The sequence below is a fragment of the Geobacillus vulcani PSS1 genome, from assembly GCF_000733845.1.
In the GTDB taxonomy this organism is placed as follows: Bacteria; Bacillota; Bacilli; order Bacillales; family Anoxybacillaceae; genus Geobacillus; species Geobacillus vulcani.
Genome location: NZ_JPOI01000001.1, coordinates 3,306,292 through 3,329,243 on the forward strand (window position 1 = coordinate 3,306,292; position 22,952 = coordinate 3,329,243).

The 22,952-nt window shown below is 54.0% G+C and carries 21 protein-coding genes; all 21 read right to left on the reverse strand.

The features are described from left to right. Window positions 1-52: 52 nt before the first annotated feature. Window positions 53-772, reverse strand: a complete 720-nt coding sequence (gene sigE / locus N685_RS0117690; RefSeq protein WP_025949771.1) for an RNA polymerase sporulation sigma factor SigE — start codon at window positions 770-772, stop codon at window positions 53-55. A gap of 52 nt (window positions 773-824) precedes the next feature. Continuing rightward, a complete protein-coding gene (gene spoIIGA / locus N685_RS0117695) occupies window positions 825-1,739 on the reverse strand; it encodes a sigma-E processing peptidase SpoIIGA (RefSeq protein ID WP_031410522.1) in 915 nt (304 codons plus the stop codon). Between the two features lie 685 nt (window positions 1,740-2,424). Beyond that, window positions 2,425-3,552, reverse strand: coding sequence for a cell division protein FtsZ (gene ftsZ / locus N685_RS0117700; RefSeq protein ID WP_031410523.1), 1,128 nt, complete (start codon window positions 3,550-3,552; stop codon window positions 2,425-2,427). A gap of 27 nt (window positions 3,553-3,579) precedes the next feature. Continuing rightward, window positions 3,580-4,848, reverse strand: a complete 1,269-nt coding sequence (ftsA, locus tag N685_RS0117705; protein ID WP_031410524.1) for a cell division protein FtsA — start codon at window positions 4,846-4,848, stop codon at window positions 3,580-3,582. Between the two features lie 196 nt (window positions 4,849-5,044). Next, complete coding sequence (locus tag N685_RS0117710) at window positions 5,045-5,407, reverse strand: small basic family protein (RefSeq protein ID WP_031410525.1); 363 nt, start codon at window positions 5,405-5,407, stop codon at window positions 5,045-5,047. 1 nt (window position 5,408) lies between these two features. Then, the gene (locus N685_RS0117715) at window positions 5,409-6,125 is read right to left on the reverse strand and encodes a DUF881 domain-containing protein (RefSeq protein ID WP_031410526.1); all 717 of its coding nucleotides are present in this window, start codon (window positions 6,123-6,125) and stop codon (window positions 5,409-5,411) included. A gap of 28 nt (window positions 6,126-6,153) precedes the next feature. Then, a complete protein-coding gene (locus N685_RS0117720; protein WP_031410527.1) occupies window positions 6,154-6,858 on the reverse strand; it encodes a DUF881 domain-containing protein in 705 nt (234 codons plus the stop codon). Then, a complete protein-coding gene (gene divIB / locus N685_RS0117725) occupies window positions 6,839-7,624 on the reverse strand; it encodes a cell division protein DivIB (RefSeq protein ID WP_031410528.1) in 786 nt (261 codons plus the stop codon). Before divIB ends, N685_RS0117720 begins: the two co-directional genes overlap by 20 nt. A gap of 216 nt (window positions 7,625-7,840) precedes the next feature. Further along, a complete protein-coding gene (gene spoVE, locus N685_RS0117730) occupies window positions 7,841-8,941 on the reverse strand; it encodes a stage V sporulation protein E (protein ID WP_031410529.1) in 1,101 nt (366 codons plus the stop codon). A 53-nt stretch (window positions 8,942-8,994) separates the two neighbouring features. Continuing rightward, window positions 8,995-10,350: a UDP-N-acetylmuramoyl-L-alanine--D-glutamate ligase gene (gene murD, locus N685_RS0117735; protein WP_031410530.1), complete on the reverse strand. Its 1,356-nt coding sequence runs from the start codon at window positions 10,348-10,350 to the stop codon at window positions 8,995-8,997. Further along, complete coding sequence (gene mraY, locus N685_RS0117740) at window positions 10,351-11,325, reverse strand: phospho-N-acetylmuramoyl-pentapeptide-transferase (RefSeq protein ID WP_031410531.1); 975 nt, start codon at window positions 11,323-11,325, stop codon at window positions 10,351-10,353. It lies immediately after the preceding gene. After that, window positions 11,310-11,765, reverse strand: coding sequence for a hypothetical protein (locus tag N685_RS0117745; RefSeq protein ID WP_031410532.1), 456 nt, complete (start codon window positions 11,763-11,765; stop codon window positions 11,310-11,312). Before N685_RS0117745 ends, mraY begins: the two co-directional genes overlap by 16 nt. Beyond that, entirely contained in the window at window positions 11,762-13,231 is a 1,470-nt protein-coding gene (locus N685_RS0117750; protein WP_031410533.1) for a UDP-N-acetylmuramoyl-L-alanyl-D-glutamate--2,6-diaminopimelate ligase, read from the reverse strand. The genes N685_RS0117745 and N685_RS0117750 overlap by 4 nt, the downstream gene beginning before the upstream one ends. A 114-nt stretch (window positions 13,232-13,345) precedes the next feature. Further along, entirely contained in the window at window positions 13,346-15,280 is a 1,935-nt protein-coding gene (locus N685_RS0117755) for a stage V sporulation protein D (protein ID WP_031410534.1), read from the reverse strand. A gap of 71 nt (window positions 15,281-15,351) precedes the next feature. Further along, window positions 15,352-17,562 (reverse strand): penicillin-binding protein, encoded by a 2,211-nt coding sequence (locus tag N685_RS0117760; protein ID WP_031410535.1) that lies wholly within the window; start codon window positions 17,560-17,562, stop codon window positions 15,352-15,354. A 6-nt stretch (window positions 17,563-17,568) separates the two neighbouring features. Beyond that, a complete protein-coding gene (gene ftsL, locus N685_RS0117765; protein ID WP_031410536.1) occupies window positions 17,569-17,925 on the reverse strand; it encodes a cell division protein FtsL in 357 nt (118 codons plus the stop codon). A gap of 95 nt (window positions 17,926-18,020) precedes the next feature. Beyond that, window positions 18,021-18,953 carry a 16S rRNA (cytosine(1402)-N(4))-methyltransferase RsmH gene (gene rsmH, locus N685_RS0117770; protein WP_031410537.1) on the reverse strand — a complete coding sequence of 311 codons (933 nt, stop codon included), beginning with the start codon at window positions 18,951-18,953 and terminating at the stop codon, window positions 18,021-18,023. Between the two features lie 278 nt (window positions 18,954-19,231). Next, a complete protein-coding gene (bshC, locus tag N685_RS0117775; RefSeq protein ID WP_031410538.1) occupies window positions 19,232-20,860 on the reverse strand; it encodes a bacillithiol biosynthesis cysteine-adding enzyme BshC in 1,629 nt (542 codons plus the stop codon). A gap of 81 nt (window positions 20,861-20,941) precedes the next feature. Then, window positions 20,942-21,328, reverse strand: a complete 387-nt coding sequence (locus N685_RS0117780) for a DUF3397 domain-containing protein (RefSeq protein WP_031410539.1) — start codon at window positions 21,326-21,328, stop codon at window positions 20,942-20,944. Beyond that, window positions 21,321-22,241, reverse strand: coding sequence for a 2-dehydropantoate 2-reductase (locus N685_RS0117785; RefSeq protein ID WP_031410540.1), 921 nt, complete (start codon window positions 22,239-22,241; stop codon window positions 21,321-21,323). Before N685_RS0117785 ends, N685_RS0117780 begins: the two co-directional genes overlap by 8 nt. A 69-nt stretch (window positions 22,242-22,310) precedes the next feature. Then, complete coding sequence (locus tag N685_RS0117790; RefSeq protein WP_031410541.1) at window positions 22,311-22,889, reverse strand: RsfA family transcriptional regulator; 579 nt, start codon at window positions 22,887-22,889, stop codon at window positions 22,311-22,313. Between the last annotated feature and the right edge of the window lie 63 nt (window positions 22,890-22,952).

Here is a 22,952-nt window from a genome sequence, read left to right on the forward strand (position 1 = left end):
CACAGCCTGTCCGACGCGGAAAAAACGGCGGAATTTCGCTTCCGCCACCCGCTTACATCATTTTATTGAATTCTTTGCGCAACCGTTTAATGATCCGCTTCTCCAGACGCGATATGTACGATTGCGAAATGCCGAGCAAATCAGCAACGTCTTTTTGCGTCTTTTCTTCGCCGCCGGAGAGGCCAAAGCGCAATTCCATAATTTGCTTTTCGCGGTCACTCAGCTGGCGCAAGGCGTTGAGCAGCAAGCGCCGGTCGACATCCGCTTCCAAATCTTTCGTAATCACGTCGTCTTCCGTGCCTAACACGTCGGAAAGCAACAGCTCGTTGCCATCCCAATCGATATTGAGCGGTTCATCAAACGACACTTCCGCCCGCACTTTGTTGTTGCGGCGCAAATACATTAAAATTTCGTTTTCAATGCAGCGCGACGCATATGTCGCCAGCTTGATCTTCTTCTCTGGGTTGAATGTGTTGACCGCTTTAATGAGGCCGATCGTTCCAATGCTGATCAAATCTTCAATGTGAATGCCGGTGTTTTCAAACTTGCGGGCAATATAGACGACAAGACGCAAATTGCGTTCGATCAAAAGCGATCTCGCCGTGTCATCACCGGCGGCGAGCCTGGCAATCAGCTGCTCCTCTTCTTCTTTTGTCAGCGGCGGCGGGAGCGCTTCACTGCCTCCGATATAATAAATTTCATCCGCCTTCAGGCCAAGCTTGGCCAAAAGCTTATACAGCCAGTACATGAAGCGAAGTTTCCATTTTTTCATGAAAATCCCCCTTCTAAACGGATCAAAAGTGAGTATGATATACTAACAAAACCTACGAAGCGGTCAGCTTTCTTCCCGCCTGCACCATTTTCGGATGGACGATGCAGTCGTACTCCCCATCCGTCGACAGCGGATCAGCGCTTAGCGCCACAAGCCCTTGCGCTACTTCCAACCATTCGTTTTCGTACCGAAGCATAATGCGGTCTGGCTTAACCGCCGCCATCATTTGTGGACCACTGCCGACCGCGCGGTACGGAATGAGGCGGAGGCGATGAACCCACCGCTCCGGCAGGGAAGTCAGCATCATGGGAGAGCTGAGACAACCCAATAGCTCCTCAGGAAGCACGGCCTTCGCTTTTTCCTGTTCGACTACCATCACCGGCGTTTTGGTCAACGGATCAACGAGCTGGTTGCCGCTGTCAATCAAGCCGCGCAGCGTAAGCGGCCGCCCGTCCCATATGATCTTGACCTCAATGATATATTCAAACCGCAGTTTTTTTTCGCGAATCGCCTCCACCCTTCGGCGGGAAAAAAGCCATAAAACCGGAAACCCGATGACAACAAACAGCCAACTGACCGGATCACCCGCTCCGGGATGATGCATGAGAAGCATTCCTTGGCGGACGGACAGTTGGTGCGCGAAAAAATAATGAACCGCCAGCATGCCGCCGCCGACGGCGAACGTGGCAAAGTAAAACGCCAGCATATTCTCAAGCAAATAGCGCGGGCGCTTAAACCCGAAGGCGGCCCACACGATCAACACTGAAACAGCTACTTTTACCAACGGGTGCTGGGCGATGGCGGAAAACGGGGTAAACAGCAATATAACAAGCAACGAACCGATCAACGCCCCAGCCAACAGACGCCACCAGACGATCGGCCGCTTGAGCATGAGCGCCGTCAGCCAAAGAAGCAACGCGTCAAAACAGACGTTCAACAGCCAAATCACATCGAGATAGACGACCAACCGTCAAGCCCCTCCCCCGCCCATATCGGCTTTGTCTGAAACAAGTATATAGCACCTTGCGAGGGAAAGTCTGTCAATCGGTGGCGGTGAAAAAGGAGATGTTTTGTCAAAACAGGGGGAACCACGGCGGATCAAATCGGTCGGTGTGAAAACCTAACCTGCCTTCTCTTCTTCACCCTTGCGCGGCAAGAGTGCGGATGGCCAATGCGAGAGAACATTGGGTCCTAATATGTATGAAAAGCGGGGATGTCTCCAACGGTCATCTTTCTGTAACGTCATTTTCGAAAGAAGTCTCCCACCTCAAGGAATGTGAAGGGCGATCGCTCAATGAGTAGGTGGGAGATGAATTTCGGTTGGCCATCGCCGATGAATAGGATCGTCTATGGTTAAAACGGACACCTTCGGAACGAAGGGAAGCGTAAAGGGTTCTTGCGTGTGGCTTACCGTTCAGCGAACACGCACAAGTCGCTTGAAGCCCCCACCTCTAAGCGAAGCGTAGGTGGTGGGGAGTTCACGATTTCACCAAAGTGCTTCGTGCACGTCCGTGCATGTATCGGGGCTGACCTAAAAGCCTGCTTTTTGGCGGACTTTTGGAGTCAGCCCTCTTCATTTTTTTATTTTGACGCAAAAAGTGGGGCTGACCCAAAACGCGAATGCGTTTTGGGTCAGCCCCTCGTTTCGCCATCTAGCGGCGGCGGTTGCGGTTGCGCAAGAAAGCGGGGATGTCAAGCGGATCTTCTGCTTGCCCTGAGCGAAGCGCTGCATAGTCTTGCACAGGCTCCTCACGCTTTTCCCGCTTTGGCGCCGGCGCCGCTTTCGGCACAGTGCCGATGCGCGGCGGCCGCGGCTGCGAAGCGACGTTTTCGTTGAATCCGGTCGCAATGACCGTCACGATGATCTCATCCTTTAAGTTCTCGTTAATAACGGAACCGAAGATCATGTTCACTTCTTGGTCGGCCGCCGAAGCGACGATGTCGGCAGCCTCCTGCACTTCATACAAACTTAAGTTCATGCCGCCGGTAATGTTCATCAGCACTCCTTGAGCGCCGTCAATGGATGTTTCCAACAGCGGGCTGGAAATGGCTTTTTTTGCTGCCTCAGCCGCTCGGTTTTCACCGCTGGCGATGCCAATCCCCATCAATGCCGAACCTTTATTCGACATGATCGTCTTCACATCAGCGAAGTCAAGGTTGATCAGCCCCGGCACGGCGATCAAATCGGAAATGCCTTGCACCCCTTGGCGCAATACGTTATCCGCTTCACGGAACGCCTCAAGCATCGGCGTATTTTTGTCGACAATCTCAAGCAATCGATCGTTCGGAATGACGATGAGCGTATCGACCGCCTCTTTCATGGCGGCGATGCCGCTTGCGGCCTGCGTCGCCCGCTTGCGCCCCTCAAACGTAAACGGGCGCGTAACAACGCCGACCGTCAGCGCCCCTAATTCGCGCGCAATTTGGGCGATGACCGGGGCAGCGCCAGTTCCCGTGCCGCCGCCCATTCCAGCGGTGACAAACACCATATCGGCGCCGCGAAGCGCTTCTTCAATTTGCTCTTTACTCTCCTCAGCCGCTTTTTTCCCCACTTCTGGGTTAGCCCCTGCACCCAAGCCGCGTGTCAGCTTTGCCCCAATTTGCAGCTTGATCGGCGCCTTCGACAAGTTGAGCGCCTGTGCATCCGTATTGACCGCAATAAATTCGACACCTTGCACCCCGTGCTCAATCATCCGATTGACGGCGTTGTTGCCGCCGCCCCCGACTCCAATCACTTTGATTGTTGCCAACTGATCGACTGTTGTCTCAAACTCCAACATAGCCAAATCCTCCTAAAATTTCAATCTCTATTCAAAGAAAGAACCGAAAAATTTCTTGACCTTCTTCCCAAAATGGTCTTCTTTCTTTTTCGGTTTCGGCTGCTGTTTTTGCGAGGAGCGCTCGACCGGCTCCACCGCAGCGGCAGCCGGGACCGTTTTCCCTTGCAGCTGCGCCTGCCGATAGGCGAACTTGAGCAAGCCGACGCCAATCGTATATTGCGGATCGCGCACACCGATATAATCCGGCATGGCAATGCGGACGCTCGTCCCTAGAACGACGTGGGCCAGCTCAAGCAACCCTGGCATATTGGCGACGCCGCCGGTCAGCACATAGCCGCCGGGAAGATCGCGAAACCCGAGACGACGCACTTCGTGCTGAACCATTTGCAAAATTTCTTCCAGTCTCGCCTCAATAATATCGGCGATCTCCAGCTGGCTGAACTGCTGATGTTGATCGGTGCCCATAATCGGCACGCTGAACACTTCTTCCTCCGAAGCGTAGTCATAAAACGCATGCCCATGCTTCAGTTTGATTTTTTCGGCATCGTCCGTTGTTGTCCGCAATCCGATGGCCAAGTCTTTCGTAATGTGCTCCCCGCCGACCGGCAGCGAAGAGACAGCTTGCAGCGTCCCTTGCTCAAAGACAGCGACCGTTGTCGATCCGCCTCCCAGGTCAACGAGCGCCGCCCCCAAATGCCGTTCGTCATCGGACAGCACGAGCGAACCTGCCGCCAATGGCTGAAGACAAATGTCGCTGATTTCCAAGCCTGCCCGCTCCACACAGCGAAGAAGATTATGTAATACCGTCTTCGCACCAGTCACCATAGTGCCTTCCATTTCCAAGCGGACGCCGAGCATGCCGCGTGGATCATGAATGCCGTCCAATCCGTCGACGATAAACTGGCGCGGAACAACGCCGATGATTTCCCGGTCGGGAGGAATCGAAACGACTTGCGCGGCATCGATGACGCGGGCAACATCTTCATCGCTGATTTCTCGGTTTTCGCTCGCGACGGCGACAATGCCGTGGCAGTCATGGAGCTGAATATGGCTGCCGGCCACCCCGACGATCACACGACGGATCGATAAACCGACCATTCGCTCCGCTTGCTCGACGGCCCGTCTGATTGACTGCACCGTTTTATCTATATCAACAATCGCCCCTTTTTTGAGCCCTTCCGCTTTGACATTGCCCACCCCGATAATGTTGATGGAGCTGCCTAGCATTTCCCCGATGATGACTTTCACGTTCGATGTTCCGACATCCAGGCTAACGACGATCTCATTGCTGCTCATTTTTTGGCATCTGCCTACTAAAAACGCGCCGGTGCCGGCCGGCGTTTCAGTAAGCAGCGACACCTCCTTTTTCGGCTGAAATTTCCCATCTTTATTTTCTATTGGTCTATGTCTAGTTTGCGAGTTTCGCAACAACACTATATTTTGTTTTACCCCATATAATTCAACACACGAAAAGACTTTCCCTGTCTTTTTCCTAACTTTTTTCACGATTGTGCCGCCGCTTGGCCCACTCGGCAAGCCAAAGGCGGCGGATGATGGCAATATTTTGAAACAAGCGGATGCCGAAGGCGAACACAGCCGCTAAATACAAGTCTACACCAAGATGCACCCCAAGAAAAGTTAAAGTTGCGGCCAGAATAATGTTGAAAAAAAACCCGGTTATAAACACGGTTTCGTCGTACGTCCGCTGCAGGTGGGCGCGCCATCCTCCGATTAATGTATCAAAGGCAGCCAAAATGGCAATGGACAAATAATTAGAATATTCATCGGGAACTTCCCAGCCGGCAAGAACGCCGATGGCAAACCCAAAAAGCAATCCGAGAAGCGGGAGCCACATGCTATTTCTCCTCCTTGCCGCCGTTCGCTGTCTCCATGTATTTCACATCCGGACGCTCAGATGCGGGCGGAATGACAACAAGCGGTTGGGGCTTGGATATGGACAGCTCCAAGTTTTCCAAAGCGAAATCATCGCGAATCGGCGAAACGGCGAGCCCGCTGTACAGCTTGTCTGCATCATCGGCGATTGCTCTCACTTCGGCCGGCAGCCTCACTGAGCGGCTCCCTACTTTCGTTGCACCATTGATATCGCGAATGGCCGTCCGGTTCGTCAATCGCTCACCGTCGATAGCGATTTCTTTCGCCCCGTATTTGTTCAACTCATTCACTAACCGCTGCAATAGCTCGGGCGATACGGCGGCAGCGGCCGGACCAACGTAGCCGGCCGCCGAAAGCGGCGCGATCGTCAACACAAGACCGCTGCCTTTCACTTCTGTCAGCCCGGCTTCTTCCCTCAGCTTCGCGACTGTCGCTTCAAGCTCCGTCGCGCCGCCCGCCTCGTGTTCCTGTCGATAGCGGCGCAACGTTTCCTCGTAACTCTCTAGCTCCTCAAGCAGCCGTTGTTCAAGCTTCTGCTCTTTTGTCAAATCGGCGCGCAACTCCCAAATGTCGCGCGTGTCGCGCCCTTCCGGATGCAACGTCGTCCGCAGCCCGACGGCCAGCATCACACCGAATATGGCAGCTACGCCAGCAAAATAGAATCGATTTTTCCGTTCCAATGCGCTTCACCGCCCCTTTCCGCCCGTTTTATGGCTCGGGCGCAAACACCGGATCCAACACGATAGCTCCTTGCTTTTCCACTTTCACGTCGATATGATCTTCGACAAGCTCGTCGACGATGCCGCCGGGAAGCTCTAGAGCGGACATGAGCACGTCTGGATTGCCAATGGCCGAAATGACAAATGGAGCGGCATGCTGCGTCCCATCGACCTCAATGACTGGGCCGTTGCAGACGATATATGAACGGTGGGAAATGCGCTGCCCATTAATAGCGACGGCTTCGGCGCCGGAAATGAGCAACTCGTGAACAACTTTCCATACGTGCTGTTCGTGAACGATATAATCAGTAGCGCTCGCTTCAGAGGGGATATAAGAGGAATCGGAAAGGGTGACTGCTACACCTTTCCCTTTCACCCTCGCCTTTCCGACATGCATGCGCAGCTGTTCCGCTTCTTTTGCTAGTCCGGCCTCGTTCTCCTGCTCCTGGGCCAGCTTTTTCTCCCATGCAGCCAGCTCCTCCTGCTTTTTGACAAGCTGCTGCTTGAGCGACCGGTTTTCTTTTTGCAAAGCAAGAAGCGCCGAACGATATTCGTACTCTTTTTTCCACTCGCTTTCGCTCCATTGGCGGCGGGATGCTTCGTTTTTCGCATGTTGGTACGAAAAACCGAGCATGGCGCCGAAAATCAAGCTAATCAACGTCAGCAGGAGGCGGCTACGGGCTTGTCGTTTCATCGCCATCCTCCTTTTTCGAGAGGGCGTAAGGAACAAAATAGCTGCCGACTTCCAAATGAATGACTCCTTTGACGTTTCGGTCAAGCGCGGCGGCAATCGCCGGATAATGCGACAGCTTGTCCGCAAATTGCCGAATTGTCGCGCTTACTTCATAACCGTCATTCATGTAGACGATGACGCGGTCTTCATATTCCCTCGTCGGCTTGTAGTGAATTTCCGACATAGCGCTCAGCACCGCCGCCGGCAGTTCGGCGAGCTGTCCCGTCATTTCAGCAATGGCTTCGCCGTCTTTCCAGCCGACAAGCACCGGCGCATCGCTTGGAGCGGTCTTCGTCCCTTCCTGCTTTAACAGCCGTCCGTTTTCAAGCAGCGGAAAAAACGTTTGTCGGTCATACACATAAGCGATTCGCCGCCATTCGCGAACATGGATGGCGATCGTGTTCGGCAGATGTTTTTCCACTGTTGCCTCCTTAATTTCTGGATGGCGAGTGAGTTTTTCTTCTACGTTTTGTTCATTCACTTTCCAAAAGCTTGTCCGCTTCGTAATGCCGCTTAAGCTGATGATGCGCTCCGCTGAGAGATGACGGTTGCCGCTCACTTCCACATGCCTTACCGCGCTGAGCGGCGACTGAAAGTAAAGGACGCACAAGATAAACAGAAAAAAGAAGAACAAGTACGCAATGAGCCGACGGTTCGCTTTCTGGCGGCGCCGTTCCTTCAGTTTCGGGACGCGGTCCTCCAGGACGACGACTTTTCCCTTTTCCATCGCATTCCCCGCTTTCTTCTTCAACGCCCGCGCTGAAACGATCGGTATAAAAACAAACGGCATCCGCTGCCGTTTCTTTAGTTTTTGCACTTGTTTTCATTATATCACAAATAGAATGCAAGAGAGAGCCTGTTTTTATCGCATTTGCCGGCACTGTTCGACGACGGGCCGCGTTCGAGAGACGCCAAGAAAAAACGGCGGACATACGCCGCTTGCCTAATAGCGGGCATGCCTGCTGATGTTCAGCAGCACACCGATGGCCATCAGCATCAACGTCAGCGACGATCCGCCGTAGCTTAAAAACGGAAGGGTGATGCCGGTGACGGGCATCAATCCCGTCACAACGCCGATATTGATCATCACCTGAATAGCGATCATCGAAATAATGCCAAGCGCCAAAAAGCTTCCGTACAAGTCGGGGGCGCCAAGGGCGATGCGCACCCCGCGCCAAAGAAGAAGGGCAAAGAGCAAGAGAACGAGTGACCCCCCGATGAAGCCGAGCTCTTCGGCTAAAATGGCGAAAATAAAGTCGGTTTGCGGCTCCGGCAAGTAAAAAAACTTTTGTCGGCTCTGCCCAAGCCCAAGGCCGAACAAGCCGCCCGGTCCAATGGCGTACAACGACTGGATGATTTGAAATCCGCTTCCGAGTGGATCTTCCCACGGGTTTAAAAACGACGTAATCCGCTTGATTCGATAGGGAGCCGACAGGATGAGGGCGGCAAGCCCAGCGAGCCCCAATACGCCAAGCCCGGCAAAATGGCTGAGACGGGCGCCGGCGACGAAAATCATCGTCACGCACGTACCAACCATAACGGTGCCCGTCCCTAAGTCCGGCTGCAGCATAATCATGCCGAACGCGGCAAACACAAGCGCCAACGCCGGCAGCAACCCTTGTTTAAACGACGTAATTTTCTTTTGGTTTTCAGATAAATATTTGGCCAAAAAAGCGATCATAGCCAGCTTCATAAACTCAGACGGCTGGATCGAAAACGCCCCAACTCCAATCCAGCTGCGCGATCCGTTGCGAACCATGCCGATGCCGGGAATGAGCACAAGAACGAGCAGCACAAAACAGACGCCAAGCAGCACTTTCGACCAGTCGCGCCACACCCAATAATCGATGTTCATGACAAAAAACATGGCGATAATGCCGACGCCCGCAAACAATAGTTGGCGTTTGGCGAAGAAAAACGAATCGTTGAACTTGTATTCCGCCCAAATGGCGCTCGCGCTGTACACCATAATGAGTCCGATGGCCAAGAGCGAAAACGTCAAAAGAATGAGCAAAAAATCCGGCGCAGATTTTTTCCGCGGCAATGCCCAACACCTCTATTTTTGTAAACTAGAGGGAAAGGGCTGTCCCTTTCCCTCTATTTCAACTTATGCACGGCGTTGATAAAAATGTCCCCTCTCTCCTCGAAAGTTTTGTATTGATCCCAGCTGGCGCATGCCGGAGAGAGCAAAATGACGTCGCCCGGCTTGGAAAGCTCGAAAGCAACCGGGACGGCTTTTTCCACATTATCGACATATCGGATCGTTTCTATTCCCGCTTTTTGAGCAATGCGGCCGATTTTATCCGCCGTCTGGCCGAACAGTACAACGGCCTTCACCTGTTGCAAATACGGGAGAAGATCATCAAACTCATTGCCGCGGTCAAGCCCGCCAGCGAGCAAAATGACCGGCTCGCCGGCAAACGCAGAAAGCGCCTTTTGCGTCGCCAAGATATTCGTCGCTTTCGAGTCATTGAAAAATCGCCGGCCGTCAATTTCCGCCACATACTGAAGCCGATGTTTCACGCCGGAAAATGTCGTCAGCACTTGGCAGATCGCCTTATCACCAGCGCCGGTCAGTTTGGCGGCCGCCACCGCCGCTAAAATGTTTTCCAAATTGTGCTGGCCAGGAAGAACGATGTCAGCGATTCTGACAACTGGATCACCGTTCCAATAGATGGCGCCGTCTTGAACGTACGCTCCTTCGCCGAGAGGTTTCGTCGCCGAAAACAGCACTTTTTGCGACCGAACCGATGAGGCAATGTTCATCACGAGCGGATCGTCGGCATTGACGACGGCATAATCGCGCTCCGTTTGGTTGCGGAAAATGTTGGCCTTTGCCGCTGCGTACGCCTCTTTCGTTCCGTGGTAGTCCAAATGGGCGTCAAAAATGTTGAGCAAAACGGCGATAGCCGGGCGAAATTGGTCAATACCAGCAAGCTGGAATGAGGACAGCTCCGTGACAAGCCATTGCCCTGGCTTTGCTTCCTTTGCCACCTCACAGGCGACAAGGCCGATGTTGCCAGCAAGCAGCGGATTTTGGCCGTCCGCCTTTAACATTTCGTAAATAAGCGTCGTCGTCGTCGTTTTTCCGTTGGACCCGGTGATGCCGATAAACGGCCCTTCGGAAATGTGATAAGCCAGCTCCACTTCGGTCACGACCGGAAGCCCCTTCTCCAGCGCCTTTTTCACCATCGGGTTCGTGTACGGAATGCCCGGGTTTTTTACGACAAGGTCAAACGGCTCATCAAGCAGTTCAAGCGGATGACCACCGCAAACGAGGCGGACGCCAAGCTGTTCCAGCTGCCGAGCCTCCGTATTTTCAAAAAGCGGCTTTTGGTCATTGACAACCACGTTGGCGCCCAGCTCCACAAGCAGCCGAGCCGCCGCTACTCCACTTTTGGCCAATCCAATAACAAGCACACGACGATGTTGGTAAAAACGAGTCGGTTTCAATTACATCCACACCTCGATATAAATTCCTAGCATCGCAAATAAAAGGCCAACGGCCCAAAACGTCACAACGATTCGCCATTCTGACCAGCCAACAAGTTCATAATGATGATGAAGCGGACTCATGCGAAACACGCGCCGTCCTGTCGTTTTGAACGAAGCCACTTGAATGATGACCGACAGCGTCTCGATGACAAACACACCGCCGATGATGACAAGCAACAGCTCAAGCTTCGTCAGGACAGCGACAGCGGCGATCGCCCCGCCAAGCGCGAGCGAGCCGGTGTCGCCCATAAACACTTTCGCCGGGTGGGCGTTAAACACTAAAAAGCCGAGCACGGCGCCAACAACAGCGACGCAAAATACAGCGACATCGTACTGGCCTTGATTCCAAGCCAAGACGGCATAAGCGCCGAAGGCGATCGCCGCTGTTCCGGCAAGCAACCCGTCAAGCCCGTCGGTCAAGTTGACGGCGTTCGAGCCGCCGACAAGCATGAGCAACAAGAGCACGCCGTACGCCCATCCGAGGTCGACGGACCAATCGGCGCCTGGAATATGTAACACCGTCGAAAAACCGCTTTGGCGGTAGACAGCAAAAAAGATGGCTGCGATAAGGAGCTGGCCGATCAATTTTTGCCGGCTTGTCAAGCCGAGATTTCGCTTCATGACGACTTTGATGATATCGTCAAGGAAGCCGAGCACCCCATAACCGACGGTGACCAACAGCAGCAAATACGTCCTCGTTGACAAGTCGGCGATTTTCGGCGTGATCCATAAAGTCGTCGCCACAATCGCCAACAAAATCATGATGCCGCCCATCGTCGGCGTGCCCGATTTTTTTTGATGAGACTTCGGCCCTTCCTCGCGGATGCTTTGTCCGAATTTCAACCGCCGCAAAAACGGGATGAACAGCGGCGATAAAACGACAGTGATGAGAAAGGAAGCCGCCATGGCAATCACGATCACTTGCTCTGACATGCATCGTCACATCCTTTAAACAGCCGAGCGTCCAGCCATCGCTTCTCCAATTCCGCCAGCCGGCGGCGCACAACCTCCCCAGCAAGGGGGCTGTCTTCAGGAAGAGCGAAGAAAAACTGCACACCCTCTGCACAGTCTTGCTCCAAGTATCGCTCCAGCAATGCCGCAGCCGCCTCGAGCGGAGACGGAACGAAAAAGAGCGGAAATTGGTTGGGAATGTAACGCGGCAACGGTTCGCCAAGAGGCCAAAACGAGCCGATCGCCCCGTGTTCAATCGCTGTTTTCAATGTTTCCGCCCCGCGGTCAAGCGGGACAAACAGCCCTTTTTTCACCTGCTGGGTCGGGTCAACGAACACGGCATGAAAACGAATCGTTTCATCGACAATGCCGCGCGCCTCCACCGCCATCGATTGCACCATCCTGTATGCGATCATGGTCATCCTCTCTCCTTCACTGCCGCTCGGGCAACAGCGCGATCGTCAAACTCAATCACATCGTTGCCAATGATTTGATACGTTTCATGCCCTTTGCCGGCAATCAACACAACATCTCCTTCTTCTGCCTGCCGGATGGCATAGCGGATCGCCTCTTCACGGTCGGGAATCGTCACGTGCTTTCCAATCTCAGCGCTTATTCCCGCTTCCATGTCGCGCAAAATTTGCTTCGGATCTTCCGAACGCGGATTGTCGGAAGTAAAAATGGCGACATCCGCATACCGCACCGCCACTTGCGCCATGAGCGGCCGTTTCGACCGGTCGCGATCCCCGCCGCAGCCGATGATGACGTATACGTTTCGCTTCGCAAACTGGCGAACCGTTTTTAAGGCGTTTTCTAAACTGTCCGGTGTGTGGGCGTAATCGACGATAATCGTAAAGTTTTGCCCTTCATCCACCGTTTCAAACCGCCCCGGCACCGGCTTGACATCGGCCAACGCAGCAGTGATCGCCTCAAGCGAAAGCCCAGAAGCCAGGCAAGCCGCAGCCGCGGCAAGCATGTTGTAGACGTTGAACAGTCCGACGAGCTTCGTTTCCACCGCCGCCGCCCCATATGGCGTGCAAAGCCGAAAGGCCATGCCGCTTCGGGTCATATGGATTTGTTCGGCCATTACATCGCTTTTTTCATTGATGCCATAGGTAATGACCGGCGCAGCCGTCATATGTTTATAATATTGCGAAACCGGATCGTCATGATTGAGAACGGCAAATTTCGGCCGATGTTCATCGTAGCGATTGCCGAGTTGAGCAAACAGCAGCCCTTTGGCATTCCGATACTCTTCCATCGTCCCGTGATAATCCAAGTGATCTTGCGTCAAATTCGTAAAAACGGCCACATCGTAATCGCAGCCATGCACCCGACCTTGATGCAGCGCGTGCGACGACACTTCCATCGCCGCGAACTCAACCCCTTCATCGACCATTTGTTTGAACGTACGCTGCAAAATGAGCGACTCCGGCGTCGTATTGGACGCCGGATAGGAACGGTCGCCGATCTTGATGTGAACCGTGCCAATGAGCCCTGTTTTCTTGCCGGCCTTTCTCGCGATTTGTTCAATGATCGACGTCGTCGTCGTTTTGCCGTTTGTGCCGGTCACCCCGATTAAATGAAGGCGGTGGGTCGGCTGCCCGTAAAACGCGTCCGCTAAAATCGCCATCGCCCGCCGGCTGTCCGACACGAGAACGACGGGAGCATCAACGGAAAGCGGCCGCTCGGCCACGATCGCCGCCGCTCCACGCGCCACCGCCTCATCAGCAAAATCATGTCCATCTACTGTAAATCCCTTCAGGCAAAAAAAGAGCGAACCGGGCGTAACGCAGCGCGAATCCATCTCAAGCGCCGCGATGTCCGGATTGCCTCCATAGTGCACCCAAAAACCGGGCAAGCGTGACAGCAGCGTCAGTAGTTTCATGTTCGTTCATCCCTTTCGCTTCGAAATCGTCCGCTCCGTTAGGCAGACAGCGGAAAAAGGGGCTCAACCAACCCGATGTGTCATCGCATCGGTCGCCCCCCTTGCACGTTCGTCTTACCGTTCTTCCGCCGCTTCGCGCTTCGCCAAATAAATGCGGACGGTTGAGCCTTCTTTCACTTTGACCCCTGGTTTTGGGGATTGTTCCACAACGACATCTCCCTCACCACTAACATCTAATTTTAAGTCAAAAAGCTGTTCTTGCAAATCATTTTTTGTCATTCCGATCAAGTTTGGCACTTCAATGACTTTCGGCTCGTTCCAGTCGCGCTCCTTCTCGAGCTGGTCTTTGCGGGGCTTCACGCCCATAATCCGCAAGCTGTCCTCTATAATTTTCCCAACGATCGGCGCAGCGACCGTGCCGCCGAACTGAACCGTTCCTTTCGGGTTGTCGACGGCGACGTACACGACAAGCTTCGGATCATCCGCTGGAGCGAAGCCGATGAACGAAACGATATGGTTGTTTTGCAAATAGCGGCCGCCTTGCGCCTTTTGCGCTGTTCCGGTTTTGCCGCCGACGCGGTACCCTTCGACATACGCCTTTTTCCCTGTTCCTTGGGCGACGACGCTTTCAAGCGCGTACCGGACTTGTTTCGACGTTTCCTCGGAAATGACGCGCCGTTTCGCCTTTGGTGTATTGCGGCTCACGACTTCCCCCGTTTCCGGATCCAGCCATTCTTTGGCAATGTAAGGTGTGTACAAAATGCCGCCATTGATCGCCGCTGACACGGCAGCGACTTGCTGGATCGGCGTCACCGACACCCCTTGGCCGAACGCCGTCGTTGCCAGCTCCACCGGCCCGACCCGTTTCAAATCAAATAAAATGCCTGTTCCTTCCCCTTGCAAGTCGATGCCCGTTTTCTCACCAAAACCAAATTGCTTAATGTAACGAAACAAGGTCTCCTTTCCAAGCCGCTCGCCAAGCTCGACAAACCCCGGGTTGCATGAGTTTTGCACGACTTCTAAAAACGTCTGATCGCCGTGGCCGCCTTTTTTCCAACAACGAAGCGTAGCGCCGGCTACCTTGGCGTAGCCAGGGTCAAAGAAATGGTCTTTCAGCAAATTTACCTTATGTTCCTCAAGAGCCGCGGCCAGCGTAATGATTTTAAACGTCGATCCCGGTTCGTACGTGCTCCAAATCGGCAAGTTGCGGTTGTAAATTTCCGGAGGAACGCTCCGGTAATTCGCTGGGTCAAACGTCGGTCGGCTCGCCATCGCCAAAATTTCACCCGTGTTCGGATCCATGGCGATCGCAATGATGCCATCGGGGTTGTATTTCGCCTCCGCGATGTCAAGTTCGCGTTCAATGATCGTCTGAATGCGCGAATCGATCGTCAACACCAAATTCAAGCCGTCAGTCGGCGGTGTATAGTCATCGGCTATATCGGGCATGCGCCGCCCTTTCGCATCGGAATAAAACTGCACGGAGCCGCGCTCGCCCCTCAGTTCCTTGTCATAATACAGCTCCAGCCCGGTGAGCCCTTGGTTGTCAATGCCGGTGAAGCCGAGCACGTGCGACAAATAGCTGCCAAACGGATAGTACCGCTTCGTATCTTCCGCGATATACACCCCATCCAAGTCGAGGGAGCGCACATTCGCTGCCTTTTCATCAGAAATTTTCCGCCCCTCTTTCAAGCGGACGATCGACGTTTTTTGCGTGATTTGTTTATAGATGGATTCCACTGAGCCACCGAGCACCCCGGCCAGCTTTTTCGCCGCCTCTGCCGGATTTTTGACTTGCCGTGGAATGACATACACCGTCGGCGCGCTCATGTTCGTCGCCAACGGAACGCCGTTGCGATCCAAAATTTCGCCTCGCTTCGGCTCAAACGGAATGTTCCGGCCCCATAGCCCTTTCGCCCGTTCCGCTAACAGATCGCCGAGCCAAAATTGGACGTAGCCGAGACGGAGGTCGATAATGGCAAAGATCAAAATCCCGATCAAAAACACAATCGTCAACCGCTTGCGCACGGTAACGTACGATACGCGCATATGGCGGAACCTCCTTCATGGTGGGCTCGTTCCACTATATGCTTGTACGCCCCGTTATAGAACGGCAAAAATCATTCGTGCGGCTCAGCCTCTTTCCGCTCGGCTGCTTCTTTCTCCTTCTCCCCCACCGCTTTCTCCCATTGGCTCGGCGGAGTCAATTCAACGATTAAATAATCGCCTTTGCGCACCTCCGCTCCAGGACGAATATTTTGGCTGATGACATAACCGCTCCCTTTCGTGCTCGGCCGCAAGCCGAGTATACGAGCCACTTTCATGGCGTCGCGCAGCGAGAAGCCGCGCAAATCCGGCATCGTTGCCGCCCCGTCCGTTTTCAACACAACTCGTTCCCCCAAAAGAACGTGATCGCCGCCTTGCGGAAGCTGTTGCTCAACATATTGGCCGCGGCCGATCACAACCGGCACATATCCTTTTTCCTTCAGCTGCTTGGCTGCCGAAGCCGCCGGCTGGCCGATCCATGAATCAAGCGCCTGCGGTTGGGCTGTCTTTGCTTTCATTCGTTTTTCTCCGGTCGGTTCAATATGCAAATATTGCAAGCTGCTTTTCATCACCGTCGTAAAAATTTGCGACACCGGCGCCGCTCCCGTTTCGGTCACATCCAGGTGCGGCTGTTGGACAGCGACATACATGAGAAGCTTTGGATCATCTGTCGGCGCCATGCCTAAAAACGAAAAAATGTAGTTTTCCCGTCCGGTCAAATAGCCGCCGGAAGGCGACGGAATTTGCGCCGTCCCCGTTTTGCCGGCGACGCGGTAGCCGTTGATTTGGTACGGACGGCCGGTGCCGTGCTCAGACGTGACAACCGTCTCTAAAATGTCACGCACTTTTCGCGCAGTTTCCGCCGTGATCGGTTGGCCGACCACGGTCGGCTCATGATCGATCACGACTTTGCCGCTGTCTGGGTCGACAACTTTCTCGATGACATACGGCTTCATCATTTTCCCATCGTTGGCGATCGCCGTCGCCGCTTGGATTTGCTGGATCGGCGTCACCGATGTCCCTTGGCCGAATCCGGTCGTAATTCGTTCAATCGGGTAGCGATAGCGGATTTGCCCGACCGCTTCGTTCGGCAAATCGATGCCCGTTTTCCGGTCAAAGTGGAAACGGTGCAAATATTGCAAAAACCGATCTTCGCCAAGCTTTTCTTTCACTAAAATCGAAAAGGCGACGTTTGAGGAGCGCTGCACCCCCTCGTTAAATGTGATCGTCCCCCAGCCGACATCGTTATGGTCGCGGATCGTGTTCGGCCCGACTTTGTAGGAACCAGAGCGATACGTTTCATTGCCGTTGTACACCCCTTCGTTGATGGCCGCCGCGAGCGTGAACACTTTCATCGTCGATCCCGGCTCATACGGATAGGAAATGGCGTCATTTAAAAAGTTCGTAATATCACGCTTGTTTGGGTCGAAGCTCGGACGCGTTGCCATCGCCAAAATTTCCCCTGTTTTTGGATCAGCGACGATGGCGATCATTTTTTTCGGCTTGTATTGCTTCTCGACGCTGTTCATCGCATCTTCCAAAAACGATTGAATCTTTCCGTCAATCGTCAAATAGACGTTTGCCCCATTGTTCGGCTTGACAATGCGCTCTTTCCCCCCGGGGAGGCGAAAGCCGTTTACGTCGCCAGCAAACGACACATAGCCGTCTTCTTCACGCAAATACCGGTCAAGCTCTTTTTCCACTCCCATTTTGCCGACTGTTTCGTTGGCTGCATTTTTTTGCGCATAGCCGATGACGTGCGACGCAAACATGCCGTTCGGATAAAACCGGCTCGTGTCGCGGATGAAAGCGATGCCTGGCAAATGGAGCGCTTCGATTTTTTGCTTCAGCTCAAAACTGATGTTGCGGCCGTAGGATCCAAACTCGACTTGCTTCGCTTTTTTTGTCAAAATGCGTTCCATCGCCTCGGCGTCCATGCCAAGCAACGGGGCAAGTTGTTCCGCTGTTTTTTTCGGATCGATCACATGGCGCGGATGATCCGGATCGGTTGTCATCTTCGGATCCAAAATGGCCACAACGGTATACGACGGCACATCTTCAGCCAAAATGGAACCTTTGCGATCGAAAATCGTTCCACGCTTCGCCTCGATCGTCCGCGTTTGTTGATGCTGACGCTCCGCGATCACAGCCAGTGTTTGACCGTCTGCTTTGCCGGTCCATTCAAGCTGCACAAAGCGGGCGAACAACAGGGAAAAGAGGAAGCCGAACAAGCAAAACAGAATGAACGCTCCCTGATGGGTGTTGCGATGCTTTCTTACCTCCATCGTCGATCATTCCTGCACAACTTTCACATGGTTTTCGTTGAGCGACAAACCGAGTTCTTTCGCCTTTTGCAAAATGCGCTCGTATGCGCTCAGCCGTTGCACCTCGACATATAAGTCATTGTTCTCCTTTTTCTGCTCGTCAATCGACGCCTCGAGCTTTTGCACCTCTTTGTTCAGTTCGTAAATGCGCACTTGGTTCGAGACGGTATGAACCGCCGCATAGAAGACAAACAGGAAAAACAACACAAACAGCATCTTTTCAGCCAGCGACAGGCGAAAGCGCTGCTTCCGCCGCGGCTTTGGACTTGGCGGTGCCGCCGGATGTCGTTGTTCACGCGCGACTTTGATTGCCACATCGTTCACATTTTTCCCCTCCTGTTTCTCCATGCATTCGTTTTTCGCCGCAATGGGCGGCGCCCGCATTGAAATTCATCGTATTTCCCCGCTATTTTTGTCATCTACAGCTTTTCGGCAATGCGGAGTTTGGCCGAACGGGCGCGGTGGTTTCGTTCGAGCTCTTCCTCGGAAGGAACGATCGGTTTTTTGGTAATGATTTTCAGCACGGGGCGATAATCGTCGGGGAGAACCGGGAGCCCCGGAGGCAATGGCGGACTTTCGCTCGCCTTTTTAAACGTTTCTTTGCAAATGCGGTCTTCAAGCGAATGAAACGTAATGACGCTCACCCGTCCACCGGATGTCAGCAGTTCGATCGCCTGCTCGAGCGCCTCGCGAAACGCCTCAAGTTCGTCATTGACCGCGATGCGGAGCGCTTGAAAAATGCGCTTGGCCGGGTGTCCACCGCTGCGGCGCGCCGGGGCGGGAATCGCTTCCTTGATCACATCAACGAGCTCTCCCGTCGTTTTAATCGGCCTCGTGCGGCGCACTTCCTCGATTTTGCGCGCTACTTGTTTGGAAAACTTCTCTTCGCCGTAACGGAAAAAGATGCGGACGAGCTCCTCGTATGGCCAGCGGTTGACAATCTCCGCCGCCGTCAGCCGTTGCTTGCGGTCCATCCGCATATCAAGCGGCGCATCGTGCTGATAGCTGAAGCCGCGCTCGGGTTCGTCGAGCTGCGGCGAAGAAACCCCCAAATCAAACAAGACGCCGTCGACGGACTTGACGCCAAGCGCCGAAAGCTCCTCTTGCAAAAACCGGAAGTTCCGGTGTACAAACTGCACTTGCTGGCCGTAGCGGGCGAGTCGTTCGCGCGCATGCATGATGGCGGCTTCGTCTTGGTCAAAGGCAAACAGCTTCCCACGTTCCGACAAACGGGAGAGCAAATATTCGCTATGGCCGCCGCCGCCCAACGTACAATCGACGTATATGCCGTCCGGGCGGATGTTCAACCCATCGACCGCCTCTTTCAGCAGCACTGTTGTATGTCGAAACACATGTCCACCACCTTCGTTGCTTCCAACCACACTCACATCGGCCAGTGGCCGCCTTCTTATTATATCGCAAAGATGGACAAAATTTTAGCTTTTTTTGTAAAAAAACGTCCTTTTTTGTTTCTTTTTGTCGGACAGGCCAATCACGGCCATCCTGGCGGCTTCACCCCTTTACTTTGATTTCCATTTAATAACCATTGTTTTTTTACAATTCATTTCACAAAAAAGAAAATCCTGCTCAAAGCAGGATGTTTCTTTTCGACTTTTTCTTTGAAAAAGCCTCACATATATACAATTTTATGCATTCCGTTGCTAGGACTGCGAATAGCCAAAAGTTTTTCTACAAAATCAAATCCGTAGCGGTTGATGTAATAAAACACGTTCCAAACTCGCTCCTGGAGCGCGCCGTTCGGCCGAAGCGACGTCTCGATGCGCCAAAATTTCCGCCATTCCGTCTCATGTTTGCGCAACAGCGACCGCTCAAATGCGTGCTGAAGAAACTCGATTTGCGCCTGAATGATGGCGGCATTTTTCGCCACCAATCTCTCCAATCCGCGGTCGATCGCCACCCCAAGCTCACGGAGCGGACGGTGGGCCGCGTCAATGTCCGCCTTCGCTTTGGAAAACGCCGAAGCAAGAGGCGCTTGGGTGGTCGTCTCCCGCCACTTCCGCTTGGCTTCATCAAGCCGCCCGTTCAGTACGTCAGCCACCTCAAGTCCGATATCGGATAGGTCGGTTTGCAGCGAACGGCTGACGATCGTCGCCTGCAGGCGCGGCACGACCGGCGGCATTTCTAGGCCGAAAAGCGGAAACGCCTCTTTCAATTCCGCCCAATAAGCAATCTCCCCCGGGCCGGCAATGAAAGCGAGCGTCGGCAACAAATACTCTTGCATGAGCGGGCGGGTGACGACATTGTTGCTGAAACAGGCCGGATTCGTTTCGGCAAGCTCAAGCAGCTCTTCTCTTGTCCAAACGAGAGTTCCCGCTTTATTGCGAAACAGGCCGCGCTCCTCATCATACTGCAAAAGCGAACGTTCACGGCCGTCGTAATAAAACAAGTTGGCCGCATCGGACCCGATTTCAATCAGCGGCGCATATCCGAGCGCGCGCAGCGCCTCTTGCTGAGCGAGCACCGCAGCCGTCACGTCGCGATGGCGTTCAATGAGCGCAGCGAAAAAGCGGCGCTCAAGCGGCCGCACCGCCGCATCGCCAGCGTTCAACACAACTAGGCCGTGATCAGCGAACAACCGAAGCACAATGGCGGCAAAAAAGTCGACAAACGTGCGCCCCTCATCAAGACACGATGACAAAAAGGAGAGCAGCTCATTCGTCACATCCGTTTCCCCATACGTTTTGACGACGCGCTCGATCCACTCTTTCGCAGCCATCCAATCCAGCGGTACATCGGCAGCCATCCGCTTCTCATTCGTTTTATGTGGGTACGCCGCTTTTTTTACTTCTCCTTCCTCAATGACATAGACATGATCGATTTCCGCGATGTCATGATCTTCGCCGGCGATCCAAAACAGCGGCACGACCGGCACACCCAGTTTCCGCTCCTGCTCTTTGGCAAGCTGGATGATGGTGATGATCTTATAAATCGTATACAGCGGCCCAGTCAACAGCCCGGCTTGCTGCCCGCCGACAATGACGACGCTTCGCTCATCGCGCAGCTTGTCGATATTGGCCATCGTGGCTGGACTCGCAAAAAAGCGGCGGTGGTAGGCGTGCAAGTAGTCGGCCAGCCCGCGCCGATCATACGTTCTTCTTTGCAAATGCGACAACCGCCGGCAAAACGCCTCATCATCCGTCCAGGCATAGGCAAAACCACTCTCGATGGGAAACACGCCGGCTATGTAATCAGCCGCCAGCTTCGTTGCCGCCGGCAGCGGAATCTCGCGAACGTCCATGGCGAAAACTCCCTTTCCTATGTATTCTTTCATGAGTATAGCACGTTTGGCCCCGAGAGAAAAAAGGCTTGCTCGGCCGCTCTAAAGGCTCATAGCAACGCGCATGGCCATGCCGTATACAAGCAACCCGGCGTAAAGGGAGGCAAAAATGAGAAAACTCGCCCGCCAAAAGACGCGGAACACCGTCCGCAAACGAAAGTCCGCTTTTGTCCGCCAATAGCCAAGCGCGATCGCCGCGTGCAGACCAAACAAAAAGAGAAGAAGAGGAACGAAGTACGATTTTCCAAACAACACGGCGAGCAAAAAATAGACAGCAGCAATGAAAAAGGCAGTCGCGGCGTTGACCGCGGCGTAAAACGCTGCCCGCTTCCGCCTGCTGACCAAGCGTGCTCCGAAGTAGACGAGCAAAAACAGCAGAAGCGGCGCGGTCACAAACGTCGCCAGCATCGAAGCGAGCCAATCACCCATCCGCCTCTCCCCCTTCCTTCCCTTTCACCGCGGAAAAGACAAAGCGGACGACCGGCAGCGCAACGCCGCGCGCCTCCCCTTGTTTCAACACATAGCCCAAAATGGCGTCAATCTCCGTCCGGCGCCCGTTCGCTAAGTCCATATACATCGACGAATAGTTGTCTGCTGTTTTTTGGCATATGCGGACGACGCGCTCCCACGCCCGATTAGCGTCTTTAAGCGGCAGCACGTGCTGCACCTCATCAAACAGTTGCCTCATCATATCGCGGTACGAAGCCGTCTCTAGCAACGCCCCGTTTTTCACTTGCAATAGAGCGGTGAGCGGATTGATGACGGCGTTGACGACAAGCTTGTCCACAAGAATGCGCTCCCAATCGTCCGCCCATTCAATCGGAAAGCCGCGCTCCCCTTCCCGAAGCTCCCGAGCGTCGCCAAGTGAACCATAGCGGGAAGCAAGTGTCAGCTTTCCGACGCCCGTATGCGCCACCGTCCGATCATCCAGCCTCATGGCGCCATGCTCCACGACGCCGACGAGAACATTTTTGTCAGCAAACACCGTCAACTGCTCGAGATGCCCCATGCCGTTTTGCAAAAAAACGAGCGTACGAACGCGGCGAAACGCGTCGATTTGCGCACAGACGGAAGCGAGATCGTACTGTTTGACGGTCACAAACACGAGCCGCTCGTCCAGCTCCGCCCCGGCAAACGGCTGCGCGCGCACCGCCACGACCGAGGTTTCGCCCTCTTTTTTCAGCGCCACTCCATGCTCGGCAAGCTGCCTTGCTTGGGACGGACGCCTCGTATAGACCGTCACCTCATGGCGCCGCCCAAGATAAGCGGCGAGCAGCAATCCGACTGCTCCGCCGCCGACAATCCCGATGTTCACCCCTTCTCCCCCGCTTTCTTGCAACATGGCGTTAGCCTTATTTTAGCAGAGATCTTCTTCTTCCGTTAAGAAAAAAAGCCGGCGAAAAGCCAGCCCTTACCCTCCGTCGGCGCCTTCAGCCACTGCATTCGCCGCTGGTTTCCCGCTGTCTGTCACCATTTTGCGCGCCCGCTCCATAATGGAAAGCAGCGTTTTATACTCCTCCTGGATGGCAGCCAGTTGTTTTTGCAACGCTTCTTTTTCCATTTGCAACTTCGTCACCATTTGCTGCAGCTGCTCCATATCGTTTTTGAGCGCGCGGTTTTCATCGGCCGTCCGTCGGGCGTCACGCGCCTTTTGCTCCTCAGCTTGCAAAAAGGCCAGCACTTCCGTCCATGACAAATGGCTTTTGACTGCCGTTTCCACCTTCGTCTGCCCCTCGCTTTCCTTTGCGGATGCGTTTTCTTTTTTTCGCATCTTCCGTTCTTGCTTGGCTTGCTCGATCTCCTCCTTGTACTGCTTGCGAACGCACGAATTCCAGCGAAATCCACACGCCGCGGCTGTCCGCGACAAGCGCCGCCCGACTTCAGCAAACGCCTCCAGCTGGGTGCCGCCTTCGCGAATATACTGAAGCACGACATTCGCTAACAACTCATCCTCTTCTTTCGTCCATGCGTCTTGACGCACCCCCGTCATCCCCTTCCCCCCTTATCGCCGCTTTGTCATTATATGTATGCGGCTAGTAGAAACGGTAGAAGG

Coding starts and splice junctions, on each gene's coding strand:
- N685_RS0117760 (WP_031410535.1), bottom strand. CDS start 17,562: ATGGAGGTAAGAAAGCATCGCAACACCCATCAGGGAGCGTTCATTCTG.
- N685_RS0117790 (WP_031410541.1), bottom strand. CDS start 22,889: ATGACGGGGGTGCGTCAAGACGCATGGACGAAAGAAGAGGATGAGTTG.
- bshC (WP_031410538.1), bottom strand. CDS start 20,860: ATGGACGTTCGCGAGATTCCGCTGCCGGCGGCAACGAAGCTGGCGGCT.
- N685_RS0117755 (WP_031410534.1), bottom strand. CDS start 15,280: ATGCGCGTATCGTACGTTACCGTGCGCAAGCGGTTGACGATTGTGTTT.
- N685_RS0117710 (WP_031410525.1), bottom strand. CDS start 5,407: ATGTGGCTCCCGCTTCTCGGATTGCTTTTTGGGTTTGCCATCGGCGTT.
- N685_RS0117780 (WP_031410539.1), bottom strand. CDS start 21,328: ATGGGTGATTGGCTCGCTTCGATGCTGGCGACGTTTGTGACCGCGCCG.
- N685_RS0117745 (WP_031410532.1), bottom strand. CDS start 11,765: ATGACCATGATCGCATACAGGATGGTGCAATCGATGGCGGTGGAGGCG.
- N685_RS0117750 (WP_031410533.1), bottom strand. CDS start 13,231: ATGAAACTACTGACGCTGCTGTCACGCTTGCCCGGTTTTTGGGTGCAC.
- ftsZ (WP_031410523.1), bottom strand. CDS start 3,552: ATGTTGGAGTTTGAGACAACAGTCGATCAGTTGGCAACAATCAAAGTG.
- divIB (WP_031410528.1), bottom strand. CDS start 7,624: ATGGAAAAGGGAAAAGTCGTCGTCCTGGAGGACCGCGTCCCGAAACTG.
- sigE (WP_025949771.1), bottom strand. CDS start 772: ATGAAAAAATGGAAACTTCGCTTCATGTACTGGCTGTATAAGCTTTTG.
- N685_RS0117785 (WP_031410540.1), bottom strand. CDS start 22,241: ATGTTGCAAGAAAGCGGGGGAGAAGGGGTGAACATCGGGATTGTCGGC.
- mraY (WP_031410531.1), bottom strand. CDS start 11,325: ATGTCAGAGCAAGTGATCGTGATTGCCATGGCGGCTTCCTTTCTCATC.
- ftsA (WP_031410524.1), bottom strand. CDS start 4,848: ATGAGCAGCAATGAGATCGTCGTTAGCCTGGATGTCGGAACATCGAAC.
- N685_RS0117720 (WP_031410527.1), bottom strand. CDS start 6,858: ATGAAACGACAAGCCCGTAGCCGCCTCCTGCTGACGTTGATTAGCTTG.